General features: G+C 62.8%; 13 protein-coding genes, 1 pseudogene and 1 riboswitch. Of the genes and pseudogenes, 5 read left to right on the top strand and 9 right to left on the bottom strand.

Going from position 1 to position 14467, the window contains the following annotated elements:
• Positions 1-53: 53 nt before the first annotated feature.
• Positions 54-203: riboswitch (FMN riboswitch) on the bottom strand.
• Positions 204-225: 22 nt separating this feature from the next.
• From TRD_RS02310 to TRD_RS15065, 3 genes and pseudogenes are all read right to left on the bottom strand, one after another.
• Positions 226-1746, bottom strand: a complete 1521-nt coding sequence (locus TRD_RS02310; protein ID WP_012641905.1) for a phytoene desaturase family protein — start codon at positions 1744-1746, stop codon at positions 226-228.
• A gap of 19 nt (positions 1747-1765) precedes the next feature.
• Positions 1766-2002, bottom strand: a pseudogene (locus TRD_RS15070) (thioredoxin family protein); the annotation flags it as partial.
• Positions 2003-2014: 12 nt separating this feature from the next.
• Complete coding sequence (locus TRD_RS15065; protein ID WP_226980709.1) at positions 2015-2467, bottom strand: thioredoxin family protein; 453 nt, start codon at positions 2465-2467, stop codon at positions 2015-2017.
• A gap of 514 nt (positions 2468-2981) precedes the next feature.
• Here TRD_RS15065 and TRD_RS02300 point away from each other — a divergent pair.
• Entirely contained in the window at positions 2982-3821 is an 840-nt protein-coding gene (locus TRD_RS02300) for a DUF72 domain-containing protein (RefSeq protein WP_012641903.1), read from the top strand.
• Positions 3822-3824: 3 nt separating this feature from the next.
• Here TRD_RS02300 and TRD_RS02295 read toward each other — a convergent pair whose 3' ends face one another.
• Positions 3825-4724 (bottom strand): LysR family transcriptional regulator, encoded by a 900-nt coding sequence (locus TRD_RS02295; protein ID WP_012641902.1) that lies wholly within the window; start codon positions 4722-4724, stop codon positions 3825-3827.
• A 343-nt stretch (positions 4725-5067) separates the two neighbouring features.
• On the opposite strand from TRD_RS02295, the gene TRD_RS02290 reads away from it, so the two are divergent.
• Together TRD_RS02290 and aceB are read left to right on the top strand one after the other, a co-directional pair.
• Positions 5068-6228 carry an isocitrate lyase/PEP mutase family protein gene (locus TRD_RS02290; RefSeq protein WP_052294041.1) on the top strand — a complete coding sequence of 387 codons (1161 nt, stop codon included), beginning with the start codon at positions 5068-5070 and terminating at the stop codon, positions 6226-6228.
• Between the two features lie 108 nt (positions 6229-6336).
• On the top strand, positions 6337-7905 hold the full coding sequence (aceB, locus tag TRD_RS02285) for a malate synthase A (protein WP_012641900.1): 1569 nt from the start codon (positions 6337-6339) through the stop codon (positions 7903-7905).
• A gap of 190 nt (positions 7906-8095) precedes the next feature.
• Here the strand turns inward: aceB and TRD_RS13485 are convergent, their stop codons facing one another.
• Positions 8096-8842, bottom strand: coding sequence for an NUDIX hydrolase (locus tag TRD_RS13485; RefSeq protein WP_012641899.1), 747 nt, complete (start codon positions 8840-8842; stop codon positions 8096-8098).
• 70 nt (positions 8843-8912) lie between these two features.
• Between TRD_RS13485 and TRD_RS02275 the strand changes: the two genes are divergently transcribed.
• Together TRD_RS02275 and TRD_RS02270 are read left to right on the top strand one after the other, a co-directional pair.
• Positions 8913-9257 (top strand): tRNA-binding protein, encoded by a 345-nt coding sequence (locus TRD_RS02275; RefSeq protein ID WP_012641898.1) that lies wholly within the window; start codon positions 8913-8915, stop codon positions 9255-9257.
• Between the two features lie 228 nt (positions 9258-9485).
• Positions 9486-11120 (top strand): MFS transporter, encoded by a 1635-nt coding sequence (locus TRD_RS02270; RefSeq protein ID WP_012641897.1) that lies wholly within the window; start codon positions 9486-9488, stop codon positions 11118-11120.
• A 5-nt stretch (positions 11121-11125) separates the two neighbouring features.
• Here TRD_RS02270 and uppP read toward each other — a convergent pair whose 3' ends face one another.
• The 4 genes from uppP to TRD_RS13480 form a co-directional block, all read right to left on the bottom strand.
• Positions 11126-11962 carry an undecaprenyl-diphosphatase UppP gene (gene uppP / locus TRD_RS02265; protein ID WP_012641896.1) on the bottom strand — a complete coding sequence of 279 codons (837 nt, stop codon included), beginning with the start codon at positions 11960-11962 and terminating at the stop codon, positions 11126-11128.
• Positions 11959-12945: a lysylphosphatidylglycerol synthase transmembrane domain-containing protein gene (locus tag TRD_RS02260; protein WP_012641895.1), complete on the bottom strand. Its 987-nt coding sequence runs from the start codon at positions 12943-12945 to the stop codon at positions 11959-11961. Before TRD_RS02260 ends, uppP begins: the two co-directional genes overlap by 4 nt.
• A 342-nt stretch (positions 12946-13287) precedes the next feature.
• Positions 13288-14028: a PIG-L deacetylase family protein gene (locus tag TRD_RS02255; protein ID WP_012641894.1), complete on the bottom strand. Its 741-nt coding sequence runs from the start codon at positions 14026-14028 to the stop codon at positions 13288-13290.
• A 12-nt stretch (positions 14029-14040) separates the two neighbouring features.
• Entirely contained in the window at positions 14041-14451 is a 411-nt protein-coding gene (locus TRD_RS13480; RefSeq protein ID WP_052294040.1) for a DUF309 domain-containing protein, read from the bottom strand.
• Between the last annotated feature and the right edge of the window lie 16 nt (positions 14452-14467).

The raw sequence follows: 14467 nt of genomic DNA, 5'->3' as shown, positions 1-14467 counted from the left end.
CCGGGTTCAGGTTCGGTCGAAGTTCTTCGTTGACCGGTATCGAGAACCGGAGCAACGACCTTCTCCCATCCGGACTATACCGTCGGCCCCGGAATTGGCGCTGCTGACGCCTCACCGGATCCTGCGGCCGCTGGCCGCTCGCGGGCTTTACCGCCGGTCGGGAATTGGCGCTCCGCGCGCCTCACCCTGCCCCGAAGGTCTTGCATTGCTCAGTCTACGCCATGCTCAGCGCGCCGTCAACTCAGCACTCACCGCAGCCTTCGAGACCGGTTTTCCGCTCGCGGGCGAGAGCCGACCACGATCCAAACGATCGAGCCACCGCTCAGCCCAACGAGCAGCCCAGTAGCCGCACATGCCGTGAACGCCGCCCCCGGGCGGTGTCGCTGCACTGCACAGGAACACCGCTGGATCGGACGTCCGATACGGTGGCCACGGCCAAAAGGCAGGCCGGGTGAAGAGCTGGTCGAGCGTTGGCCAACCTCCAGAAAGATCGCCCCCGACGAGATTCGGGTTGGCTCGCTCGAAGTCTCCAGGCTTCCACGCACGGCGCGCCACGATCCGTTCCCGGAATCCGGGAGCGAAACGCTCCACTTGCTGTTCGATCGCCTCAGTCGCGTCACCATCCCATCCCGATGGCACGTGGCAGTACGCCCACATCACTGCGTAGTCAGGTATCGCTCGACCAGGATCGGCCTGGCCTGGTTGAACCAGAATGACGAAAGGCCTCTCCGGCATGCGTCCTTGGCTCACCGCTCGCTCAGCTGCAGCGATCTCCTCCCAGCTTCCACCGAGATGAACGGTCGCCGCGAGTGCACACTCTGGTGCTCGCCAAGGGACCGTCCCGCGAATCACCCAGTCGATCTTGAACACGCCTGGTCCCGGGCGGAAGCGCGCGAGTTGCCGCCGATAGGCTGGGGTGAAGCGCGCGCCGGCGATCCGGAGAGCGATCCGCGGGCTCGAGTCCAAGAGGAGGGCGCGGGCCGGTGGGAGATCGTCGAGTCGCTCCACCGGCACACCATACCGAACTGTGCCGCCGTGCTGTTCGATCTCGCCCACCAGCGCCTCCGCCAGGCGCTCCGTACCCCCTGCGAGGAGCGGCCAGCCGACGAGGTGCCCGCACGCGGCCAGAATCAGGCCGAACGCCGCGGAGGGAGCTTGCTCGAGCGGCAACGTGCTATGAGCCGCCAGGCCAGCAAAGAGCGCCCGTGCTCGTTCCCCAACGAAGTGCTCGATGACTACCCGCGCCGAGCGCACTCCTTCCCGCGCGAAGCACAGCAGTTCCACGAGCGGCAGGCGCGATCCCGGCAAACGCACCACACCCGGCAGGGGGGAAAGGAGTGCTGCGAGCAACACCGTTCCGGCCGAAAGCCACGGCTTCATCAGCCCTCGATATCTTGGTGCATCCGGACCCAGCTCCACGGCGGTCCGCTCGAGATCACGCCAGAGCAGGACCGCTGTTCCGTCATCGAACGGATGAGCCAGCGCAGCTGGTGACCAACACCAGTGGACGCGGTCGATCACCCCGACGCTTCGAAAGAACGGAGATGCGAGCGCCAGCGGCAGGACGGAAGCGCAATGGTCGTGGACACAGCCGGGCACGATGCTCTTGTCGGTTCGCAGCCCCCAACCAGCACGTTGCGCTCGCTCCAGAACCAGGACGCGGCGACCATTCCTGGCCAAGGCGAGAGCAGCTGCCAATCCGTTCGGCCCTGCCCCAACGGTGACTGCGTCCCAGGCTTCGCGCACGCACGCTCGCTCTCGAGTCTCACGCAGAGCTGTCTTGTTCCGGTTCAGCTTGGGCTCGCGCGACCGATTCCACCATCGCGACGAAAGCTGCCTCCGGTCGAGCCCCCTCGAATTCCAGCGATTCGTTGATCACGACTTTGGGAACAGCGAAGATCCGATACCGCTGAGCGATGTGCGGAAACTCGCTCACCTCGATCACGTCCGCGGTCACCTTCTCGCTCTCGATCGCCATCATGTGCGCCAACCTGGCGACACCTGGACAGTATGGTCAAGTCGGTGTCACGAAGACCTTGATGTGAACCGGCTGTGCGAGCTTGGCAAGCGTCTCCCGGCTCAAGGGCGAGAGTTCGGTCGTTTCCCGCGAGACATCGATGATGTCCTCGATCAGCGTCGCGAACTCGTAGCCAGCCGGTACCCCGATGAAGCGGAGTGTCCCCTTGTTATGCCCCTTGAGAATGATCGCCGGAATCTCTTCGACACCCGCCTCCCGTGCTTTCGCTCCTTCTTGCAAGAAGTCATACATTTCGAGCATGATCTTTTCGGACAGTGCAGCGACCTCTTCGAGGAGTTGGTTCGTCTCGCGGCATGTCGCACACTCGTATCCTGGAATACTGATCTGGGTCACGCGCTGCGTGAAAAGTTGGATGGTTATCGGATCGCGCAGTCGTTCGACGAAGACTTGACGCAAGTACTCCTGATCGGCTGGCGAAAGAATCGGCATCGACTACCCCCTTCCCCTACGGAGTCGTCCTGTGCGAAGCGTAACCGATGGTCGCTGCTCGTGCTAGAACGATGATCCGGCGATGACCAGAGGCCAGTCGCCATCGCCCCCGTCCTCGCCCAGGGATCGCTGAGTCGGCCCATCTATGGACCATACGCGGTGCGCCCCGATCGCCCTCTGCCGACGAGCCGGCTACCGCTCGATGACTCGACCGCAGCGGGAAAAATCGCGCTTCCATGCTGACCACGCATCTCTCCCCATCAGCGACGAGCTCTGGTTCCCGCGTCCGACAACGGTCGCAACACGCGCTCCGCCGTACTCGGCTCGCGTCGCCGACGTTCACCTCGTGGGAAGGCACAACGCTGAAACCGGGAGTTCGCTGCCAGCGCGACTCAGTGTGAAGAAGACGACCGGTCTCCGCAAGATCCATCGCGGCACCAGAAGTCGAACGCGGCACCGAGAGCGACCAGCGGGCAACTGGTCGCTATGCTAGCATGGCGTGAGGGAGACCAGTATGGGACGCTTGCTCGTCGGAACTTCGTCCTGGACTGACCACGAGGGTTTCTATCCACCAGGGATCGAAGCCCGCGAGCGCTTGCGTTTCTACGCGCGCTATTTTCCGATCGTCGAGGTGAACTCGACTTATTACGCGATCCCCTCGCGTCGCGTCGTCCAAGGCTGGGTCGAGCGCACCCCACCCGGATTCGTTTTCGACGTCAAGCCACCCCGCCAGTTGACCGCGACACCGGAGCAGCCGGGGGGAGAGGCACCGGTTCCCGATGCAGACATCGCGCACCGCTTTCTCGATGCCATCGAGCCATTGATCACCGCGGGAAAACTCGGTGCGATCACTTTCCAGTTTCCACCCTCCTATCGCAACACGGAAGAGCACCGCGAGTACCTCCGGCTCCTTCCCGAACTGTTCCCTGATCTTCCGCTTTCCGTTGAGTTCCGCCGCCGCGATTGGCTGGACGCTCGCCATGCGCAAGCCACACTCGAGCTCCTCCGCGAGTCCGGCCTCAGCTATACGATGGTCGACGAGCCGCAAGTCGGGATCGGCTGTGTTCCCCCCATCTACGCGGTCACCAACCCCCGTCTCGCGGTGGTGCGCTTCCACGGGCGCAATGCGGAGACCTGGTACCGGTTCACCGGCAAGACCGGCGAGCGTTTCAACTGGGAGTACCGCCGGGAAGAACTCGAAGAGTGGCGACCCAAGCTGCTCCGGGCTGCGGCCGAAGCACAGGAGGTGCATGTCTTTTTCAATACCAACTATGGCAACCAGGGACCACGCAATGCGGTACTCCTGATGGATCTCCTAGGCATCGAGCATCCGCCGCTGCCGGGGATCGGCTGAGTGTCAACGCGCCTGCAAGCGGTACTGCAGAAGAAAGTTCCAGAGCGCATCGGCAGCTGCTGAGGGTTGTCGGCCAGCCCGGCGCACCAACGACCACCAGCGCCGAACTGGAAAACCCTGGACATCCAGCACGATGAGCCGCCCAGTTTCCAACTCGAGCCCGATCGCATCGCGCGGCATGACCGCGACACCGAGGTCAGCTGCCACTGCTTGCTTGATCGCGCCGTTGCTGCGTAGTTCCATCGCCACGCGGGGGGAAAGTCCAGCCTCGGCGAAGATTCGTTCCATGTCAGCGCGCGTGCCCGACCCGATCTCGCGTACGAGAAACGGCTCGCGAGCAATCTCATCCAACGGGATCTGATGACGGCGAGCGAGGTGATGGCGAGGTGAGGCGATCACGACCAGCTCATTGGGCAGAAATTGCTCGATCTCCAAGTCTTGCGGGTCCTCGATGAGCCCCATGATCGCCACATCGGCATCGCCTGCCAACAAACGCTGGTGGACAGCGAACCGGTTGAGCACATCGAGCGAGAGCTCGACCCCGGGATAGGCCCGATGGAACGCACCGAGTGCCTTCGGCACCACATAGATCCCGGCTGTGGTGCTCGCGGCCACCCGCACCTGCCCACGTTGCGCACAGCGCAGCTCGTGAACAGCCGCCAGCGCCTCGTCCAGAAGATTCAACAGTCGCTCAGCATAGGGCAGAAGCTGCCGCCCCGCTTCGGTCAGCTCCACACCGCGACCGGTGCGCTGGAACAAAGGAACACCCAACACCTGTTCGAGCGACTTGATCTGCGCAGAGACGGCCGGTTGACTGATGACCAGGTCTTCGGCAGCACGCGAAAAACTCCGATGCCGAGCCACGGACCGGAACACCTGGAGCTGCCGCAGACTCACATCCATATAGCTTCCTCCTATGGCGCTCATCACAAAGTACTATTGGAAATTATATGCCAATATCGCTATGCTGTGAAGCGGGAGAGGCGAATCGTCGTCGAACGACGAATGCGGGAGGTTCCCATGCCTCGAGTGTCGCGTCGGTGGATCCTGACTCGCCAGTACACCGCTCACCACCTCATCACTCGCGCCAAAGCTCCTCTCACCGTAGTATCGCGCTGATCCGCGCGGGCACAGTGAGACCCCGCCTACGCGGGGGCCACCAACTCATCGCCCAGCGTGCATCGCTCGCGACACGCTCCGAAACATCCGCTCGTCAGTCAGGAGACCAGTGAAGGGAGAATTCGTCATGTGGTCGCTGCCGCAAGCCGTGACTGATCCGAACGAACTCCGCGAAACCCCGCTCCTTCCCCCTGGGTATCGCGTTCCAGCCTCGCGCTGGATTCACCCGAGCACGCGACTGCGTCAGCTCCTCGAGACCCTCCCCTACGTGTTCGCCCCTGGTGTCTATGACCCCCACGGCGCACAACTCGTCATGTATTACGGCTTTCCGGCTGTCTACTTCAGCGGCTATTCCTTCGCGATCGGCCATCTGGGCACGACGGATATGGATCTGTACTCCAGCGTGGAGATCGCCGATGCTGCACGCCGCATCGTCGCCGGGCTACGCAAGTTCCAGCTCACGATGGCTGTCGGCGATCCGGAGAAGGGCATACCCCCGAAGCATCTCCATATCCCACCGGTCGTCGCCGACATGGATACCGGGTACGGAAACCTCTTCAACGTCCAGCGCACCACCGAGCTCTATGTGACCGCGGGCGTCGCTGGCGCGCATATCGAGGACCAAGTGATGCCGAAGCGCTGCGGCCACATCGCGGGCAAGGCGCTCATCCCAGCACAAGAAATGGTCGGCAAACTCAAGATGATGCGGGCAGTGGCCAACGATCTCGGGAATCCCGATTTCGTCATCATCGCACGCACCGACGGCGTTTCGGCCGTCGACGCGCCGGAAGCGAAGCGCGGCCTGCCGTTGGCGATCGAGCGTGCCCTGCGCTACCTCGACAGTGGCGTCCCCGATCTGGTGTGGTGCGAGTTTCCGACCTCAGAGCGAGGGCCACTCGAAACGTTCGTCGAGGAAGTGCGCAAGCGCTTCCCGGATGCTCGGTTCGCCTTCAACTGGTCGAGTTCATTCAAGTGGTTCACTGACCCGAACCCGATCAGCTTCCGCGAACTCGGTGAGATGGGCGTGCGGTTCATCTTCATCACGCTGGCAGCACAACACGCGATGGGGCTCGGTTTCAGCGAACTGCTCCAGCATCTGGCAGCACGCCAGGAGCGAGCGTACATCGACCTGCAAAAGCGCGAGTGGGCCGAAGGCACCGACTTCCCCACCCGAAGCCATCACTTCTTCTCCGGTGTTCCCTACCATCACCTCCTGGGGCAGGTGTACGACGCACCTCGACTGGGAACCCAATTCGAAGAGGAGTTGCCGGAAGAAGCAGTGGTCTGAGTCGTTCTCCTGCCGGGATGCAGGGTTTCCGAACTCCGCATCCCGGCTTTTCTTCGTTACACTAGGGGTGACGCTGTGGTGCCATCACCGGGTGAGGGAGGTATTGTCATGGGTGATGTGCGGATCGTGGGACGCATGACTCCGGAGTTCGCCCAGATCCTCACCGAACCAGCCCTCGACTTCGTCGCGAGCCTCCATCGAGAGTTCAACCTTCGCCGCAAGCAGCTGCTCGAACGACGAGCCGAACGCCAACAGGCGATCGATGCCGGCCATTTTCCTGATTTTCTTCCCGAAACTGCTCACATTCGTGAAAGCGAGTGGCGTGTCGCGCCGACTCCCCCTGATCTCGAGGATCGGCGCGTCGAGATTACCGGGCCTGTCGATCGCAAAATGATGATCAACGCCCTCAACTCCGGTGCGCGCGTCTTCATGGCGGACTTCGAGGATGCGCTCTCGCCGACTTGGGATAATGTGGTGCAAGGCCAGATCAATCTCCGCGATGCCGTCCGGCGAACCATCAGCTTCGAAAGCCCGGACGGCAGGGTCTATCGTCTCGCCGACAAGACCGCGACACTCGTCGTCCGACCACGCGGCTGGCATCTCGTCGAACGGCATGTCCTGGTCGATGGAGAACCGATCTCGGCGAGTCTCTTCGACTTCGGTCTCTACTTTTTCCACAACGCGCACGAGTTGCTAGCCAGGAACACCGGGCCCTACTTCTACTTGCCCAAACTGGAGAGTCACCTGGAAGCGCGCCTCTGGAACGACGTCTTCAACTTCGCCCAGGATCGCCTCGGCATTCCGCGGGGAACGATTCGGGCGACCGTCCTCATCGAGACGATCCTGGCTGCCTTCGAGATGGACGAAATTCTCTGGGAACTGCGTGATCATGCTGCTGGACTCAATGCTGGGCGATGGGATTACATCTTTAGTGTCATCAAGAAGTTCCGCCGGCACCGGGAGTTCCTCCTGCCCGATCGGGCACAGGTCACAATGACCGTGCCGTTCATGCGTGCGTACACCGAACTCTTGGTGCGGACGTGTCACCGCCGTGGAGCACACGCCATCGGCGGAATGGCTGCCTTCATCCCCAGCCGGCGCGATCCGCAAGTCAACGAGATCGCCTTGGCGAAGGTTCGCGAGGACAAGGAACGGGAAGCCAAGGACGGCTTCGACGGGACGTGGGTCGCGCACCCTGACCTCGTCCCCGTCGCGCTCGAAGTTTTCGATCGCGTCCTGGGCGAGCAACCCCACCAGAAGCATCGCCTCCGCGAGGACGTGCAGGTGACAGCACGCGACTTGCTGGACGTGCGCGTGCCAGGAGGACGGATCACCGAGGGAGGACTCCGGAACAACGTCAGTGTCGCGCTGCAGTACCTGGACAGCTGGCTGCGTGGCCAAGGCGCCGCGGCCATCTTCAACCTGATGGAGGATACGGCGACTGCCGAGATCTCGCGCGCGCAGCTCTGGCAGTGGCGCTTCCATCGCGCCGAACTCGACGATGGTCGGCCAGTCACGGCCGAGTTGTACGTCCAGATCCGCGACGAGGAACTCACCAAGCTCGGCGGAGAGGTAGCCGGTCGGCTTCGAGAGGCGCGCGAGATCCTCGATCGTCTGGTGCTCGACGACGAGTTCACCGAGTTTCTCACCTACCTGGCGTACGAGTACATCGACTGAACGGCAGTTATCCGAAGCCAAGAGAGTCCGAGCGCGAAGGAGCTCGTTGCACGAGCTCCCTCGCGCTCGGACGGTGCCCCAATGTCAGGAGCTGCCCAGGATCTCGCCGAGCCGCAACCAAGGATCGAATGTGATCGGAAGCGGACAGCAAAACGTAACGCTCCAGGTGGCGCCGGAAACCACTCCGATTCTATCCGGCATCCGCTTCGCTCTTTCCGTGCAAGACAAGGGGCTCAGTCGGCACTTCTCCCTTCGCCGCGTTTTGCTCGAGCAGATGCAGCACGACCCGCCAATAGCGTTGACGCCCGGGGACGAGGTCCGCGAACGTCACAGCCTGCACAGAACGAGTACTCCCTGCCCCCGATTCACTCGACCACAGAACCGGTGCTTCCACGGACATTCGCTCCTGCTCGAGTAACTCGAGCAGACCGCGAACCGAAACGGCGAGCAATGCTGCGACTTCACGCGGATCAGGTTCGATAGCCACGAGCGGCTCGTCACGGAGCCAGAAATACAGGTATTGGACTTCTCGGTCGCAGATGTTCGCCTGCACCGCTTCCGACCAGCGCGTTCCGAGCCACTGGATAACGCTCGGTTCGAGCCTGAAGCCTAACTCTTCGTTGACCTCGCGCACGATCGCGGCGAGCATGAGAGGCGCGAGGGGCTGCCCAGGGACGAACTCGCCCGCCTTGAAATGTCCACCGACGCTCACGTCCACGCGCCCCGGCATGGTGTCCTTGGTGAGACTCCGACGCTGGAGGAGCACGCGGAGACCTTCCGGGGTAGCCCACGCGATCCAGAGGTGAAATGCCGGGTGCCAGAGCCCGTTTTGGTGAACCAACCAGCGAGCTGCCCTTTCACCGGTCAGCTCCCCATCCTGGGTCAGGACATCGAAGATCTCATCTTGCGGATCGGTCGTCTCTCGCCGGTACTGCATCGATGCCACACTCCGAACCTAACTGCAGCCGATACGATGGTACGCTTCCCAGCGCAAGAAAGGAGGCGAGATGGAAGCCAAACCGCCGATCGAGCTCGCCGATTTTCAACGCGTCGATCTGCGTGTCGGGCGAATCGTTGCCGTGGAGGAGTTTCCGGAGGCACGCCGACCATCGTACAAGCTGACCATCGATTTCGGGCCGCTGGGGGTCAAGCGCTCCTCGGCAGCCATCCGTCCCTGGTACGCGCCCGAAGATCTCATCGGCCGGCTGATCATCGCGGTCGTCAACCTCCCCGTCCGACGGGTCGCCGGTTTCCCCTCGGAAGTGCTTGTCCTGGGCGCTATCCAGCCGGATGGACGGGTCATCTTGCTCCAGCCAGACCAACCAACCGATCCGGGCAACCCGATCGCCTAGTCGATGACCGCACCGCGCTCGCGCGGACCGGGCGCTTCTGGCGTTCCCACCAGTGACCGGGTAGGGATCATTCGGACAAAAACCCGGATACGATGGACCCCGCGGCGGAGTGTTCGCGTGGAAGTGCCCAGGGAGGTATTCGGGCAAGAACCCAAACGGTGTGGTACAATTCGAGCAGGTCGAACAGAGTGAGTGTTTGGTAGTTTTGGGCAAGATTGGAGCGCTTCGATGACAGCGGCACCACGCACCCGATGGCTTGGGCTCGCGTCGCTCGCCCTCGGTCTAGCTATGATCATCGTCGATGCGACGATCGTCAATGTCGCGATTCCCAGTATCATCGAGGATCTCGGTCTCCAGTTAACTGATGCGGAGTGGGTGAATACGGTCTACTCGCTCGTCTTCGCTGCTCTACTGGTCACGGTCGGACGTCTCGGTGACTTGTACGGACGCAAGCGGATCTACCTCGGCGGGCTAGCCCTCTTCGTCGGCGCCAGTCTCCTCTGTGCCAGTGCTCCATCCGGGACACTGCTCATCGCGGCACGTGCTCTCCAGGGCATCGGCGCAGCCTGCATCCTGCCCTCGACCCTTTCCAGCGTCAACGCCATGTTCCGGGGACGCGAGCGAGCCCTCGCCTTCGGCATCTGGGGATCCGTGATCGGTGGCATGGCAGCGCTCGGGCCGCTGGTCGGTGGTTGGCTGACCACCGACTTCTCGTGGCGCTGGGCCTTTTACATCAATTTGCCGATCGGCTTGGTCGCTGGAACCATCGCCCTCCTCACCGTCCCGGAAACGCGTGATCCTTCAGCGGCTCCTGGCATCGATCTGATCGGCATCGTGACCAGCGCCATCGGATTCGCTGCGCTCGTCTTCGGCTTGATCGAGGGAGAGCGCTATGGTTGGTGGCGACCGACGGACACGTTCCGCATCGGTTCGTGGGAATGGCCATTCGCCACGCTGTCACCTGTGCCGGTGGCCCTGGCCCTCGCTGCGCTGTTCCTTCCAACGTTCGCCCTCTACGAACTCCGGCGTGTCCGAGCCAACCGTCCGGTCCTGCTGGATCTCCGCCTCTTTCGTTACCGCACGTTTCGATGGGGCAATCTCGCGGCCCTGATCGTGAGTCTCGGCGAGTTCGGCATCGTCTTCGTTCTCCCGCTCTATCTCCAGGCGGTTCTGGGCTATACGGCCTTTCAAACCGGCCTGGTCCTGCTGGCTACCGCCATCGGCGCTTTCCTCGGTGGACCAGCGGCGGCTAACCTGGCTCAGCGTTTCGGAGCGCGTCAGGTCATCCGCGCCGGTATGCTCTTCGAGGCGGTCGGCCTCCTTTTGATCGTTCCTTTCCTCGCCCCCGATACCACCGGTTGGCGGCTCGCTCCGGCCTTGTTTCTTTACGGCCTCGGGGTCGGGCTCGCAACGGCGCAGCTCACCTCCGTCATCCTCGCTGAAGTGCCCACAGCTCAGTCTGGCCAAGCTTCCGGAACCCAGAGCACGACACGCCAGGTGGGTGCCGCGCTGGGTATCGCACTGCTCGGCACCATCCTGGCTGCCGGCCTCGGCAGCGGAACGAAGTCGCGCCTGATCGATCAACTCGGCATCCCCCCGCAGCAGGCCGCCGCACTGGCACGTGCGGCCAAGCAATCCGCCGGCCAGATTCTCGTCCAGTTACAGACCCAACCCGGTACGCAGCCGATTGTCCAAGCCATCGAGGCTGCCTTCACCGACGCTGCCCGGCGCACCGCATTGGTCGCTGCCGCCTTCATCCTCGTCGGCTTTATCGCCAGTTGGCTGATTCCTGATATCCGGCCAGAACGCGGGCCGACTGCCGTGAGCGAGCCGGCCACCGCTGAATCCCGTCCAACAGGATGAAACTCTCAGCGAGCGAACGAAACGACGAGCAAGAGCACGAGGCCCAGTGCGATGCGGTACACGATGAAGATGCTCGTACTGTAGCGCTGCAGGAAGCGCAGGAGAAAAGCGATGGCGAGAAACCCGGTGATCGCCGCGCTGGCAACTCCGGTCACGAACAGGACTCGCTGCTCCGCAGGAAGACCGGTTTCGACCAGTTTTAGTGTTTCGAGCAGTCCGGCACCGGCGATCGCCGGAATCCCCAAGATGAAGGAAAAGCGAGCGGCTGCCGGGCGAGCGAAACCGAGAAAGAGGCTTGCAGTGATGGTGCTACCAGAGCGGGAAACGCCCGGAAGAAGAGCCAGGGCCTGGGCAAGACCCACAACCAGCCCATCTCGTAAACCGAGTTCGCCGAGCGACCGCCATCGAGTTCCGTAGCGTTCAGCCAACCAGAGGACAAACCCGAGCACGATCAGGAGAAGACTCGTGAACACGATCGCGGTATCGCCTCCGCCGCCGGAATGAAAGAAATGATCGATGACATCATTGAGAAAGAATCCAGCCAGACCAGCCGGAAGCGATCCGATGATCACTGCCCAGCCCAAACGTGACGCAGAGTCCTCGAGTGGGCGGAGACGGATGAGCCCCGCGAACCACGCCCGCCCGATCTGAATCAGATCACGCCAGAAGTAGGCGAGAACTGCAGACAACGTTCCGAGGTGCAGCGCGACGTTGAAGGCCAGCCCCGGTTCCGGCCAATCAAAGAGCCATGGTAGCACGATGAGATGGGCAGAACTACTGATAGGCAGAAACTCGGTCGTTCCTTGAACGATACCGAGCACGGCCGCTTGCCAAACATTCATAGTCGCACTGCTTCCTCCGATTCGGCTCGCCGTATCGCCACCCAATCCAGCTGGAGCTTCGACCAATAAAGCAAACCGACCAGCGTGATAGGAAAATAGAGCGCCGCGTGCAACACGATCGCGTAGGAGAAAGCGATCGTTCGAGGGACGCCAGCCAACCCAGCGAGCACGAGCAGGACACCCGCCTCGAACGGTCCAAGGTAGCCGGGCGAGGAGGGGATCAAGGTAGCCAGGTTGGCGACCGCGGTCGTGAGCAGGACGATCGCGGCAGAGAGTTCGAGGCCAAATGCACGCGCGACCGCCGCATACATGGCAGCCTCAGCCAGCCAGGCGAGAACGGAGAGCCCGGCTACACGGCCAAGCGCGGCACTACTGCGGAAAACGGCCACACCCTGAAACCCAGATTCGACCGAACGCTCGGTCCGCTGGCGCACTCCTCGGGGGACCAGCCGGACGATCCAATAGACGAATCGGACCACTCTACCCGAGCGAGCGCTCAACACGAGGAGACCGAATGCCGGGACAAAGATCGCTGCCGCAACGATCGCCACGTGACGCAGGGCCGAGTTCAGCGCAACCGCCGACGCAGCGACGAGGATGAACGCGAGCATCGTCAAACCATCCAGCAGGCGCTCGAGTACGATCGTCGCTAAGGTCGCTGTCTTGCTCACACCGAATTGACGGCTGACTGCATAGGCTCTCACCACCTCACCGGTCCGAAACGGCAGAACATTGTTCGCCATATAGCCAACGGCCACGACCGGGAAGAGCTGTCGCCACGTCAACCGCCGTACCGGGGCAAGCAGTGTGGCCCAACGGAGTGCTCGCACCACCACACCGCAAAAATAGACCGCGATCGCCGGGAGGAGCCACCAGTAATCAGCGGCCCGGAGCGCTGCCCCCAGAGCCGGGAAATCTTGTCCCCGGAGGGCCAGGCCGAGAAAGACGAGACTGACGATAATGCCGAGTACGACTCGCCGCACGGACGCGCCTTTACTCTCACGGCGCCTGCACGCCGGACCTGCAGTATAGCAGCCTTCCCGGTCGCCGATGGCGCTCGAGAGTGGTGCAGGAGCAGCTTTTCCTTCTCTCGCCCCAGAGACGAGCACTGCCAGGACGCCCTGAATCCGCAGCCGTTTCCAGAACGGTTCGCTCGCAGCCAGGCGAGCAAAAACGACCGAAGCGATTCGCCCCGCTGGCGAGAGGAAGCATTCACCTCACCGAGCGATCGACAACCCGAGCTTCGAACTGACCACGCCGGCCCGACGCTCCGGTTCCCCCGCAGCAGCCCAAGACTGCCCGACCGGTTCTGGCGCTCCCCTTCCTCACTCGCCGATGGCGAAATACTTGAACGCCTCGGCCAACAGCATCTCCTCGCTGCCGGGCCAGCCGCGTCGCCGAGCTTCCGCCGCGGTATCCTGCGCCCAGAGCCGCAGCATCGGCTCGGGATCCCAGTCTCCCAGCTGACTCCGATGCGCTTTCAGGGCTGCGAGCTTCTTTTCGAAGAACGGCGTAATGTCCACGAAGACATCCGGTTCCCGTGCACCGGCCAAATAGACATGCGCCACGATGTGTGGCTCCAAACCTTCTGCGAGCAACTCCGGAAACGTCAGGCGATCACGCGCGCTCGGAAACACTGCCGCCAAGGTCGCTTCCCCGACCGCGATGTGATCCGGATGCTGAATGTAGGACTGTCCATAATATCGAGCTGTCGGGTCCTGGCAGATAACCGCACTGGGGCGGAACCGCCGGACCATGCGAACGATCTCCCGGCGCAGCCCGAGATCGGCGACGACCTCAGCATCGCGGTAACGCAAGAATTCGACATGCTCCACCCCGAGAATCCGCGCTGCCTCGCGCTGTTCCGCTTCACGGAGCGCAGCCAATCGCTCCGGGGTCATGGTCGGGTCGTTGCTGCCTTTGTCTCCGCTCGTCACCAGTACATAGATGACCTGGCTTCCCTGGCTGGCCCAACGGGCCACTGTCCCGGCGCAGATGAACTCCGCGTCGTCGGGATGTGCCATAATGACGAGCACGCTCTCGGGTCGCTCCGGTACCCGCACCACTTCGATCTCCCTTCACTGCACCGTTGGGTCCAGATACCGCTCCCTCGGCCACACCGGTCGAGCAGGTTCAGCCCCCTCCATCCCTGACTCGAGCCACTCGAGGTAGCACCGGGCACTCCGCCGGAACGGTCCCCAATCCATCCCCAGACAGTCCTCAGGATACTGTTCTATCCGCGCGAGCCCGCGTGCCAACACTGCTCGTGCCCCGACTCGATTCCCACGCTGGGCATGATACAGTCCGACCACCACCTGAATGAGACCCCGGTAGAACTCGCGCAGTGAGCCCTCGGTCGCCCGCCAGACATGCTCGAGGATCTCGTGACAGCCGAAGAGGTCTCCCGCCTGGTAGAGCTCGCTAGCAACTCGCCATGCGTCCGGCGGCGATGCCCGGTTGCCGCTTACGTCTGGTTCCCTCACGGACATCCCTCACCTTCGCCCG

This window comes from Thermomicrobium roseum DSM 5159 (genome assembly GCF_000021685.1).
GTDB classification, from domain to species: domain Bacteria; phylum Chloroflexota; class Chloroflexia; order Thermomicrobiales; family Thermomicrobiaceae; genus Thermomicrobium; species Thermomicrobium roseum.
Note: the sequence above shows the minus strand (reverse complement) of the source record. Positions and strands in the feature narration are given on the sequence as shown.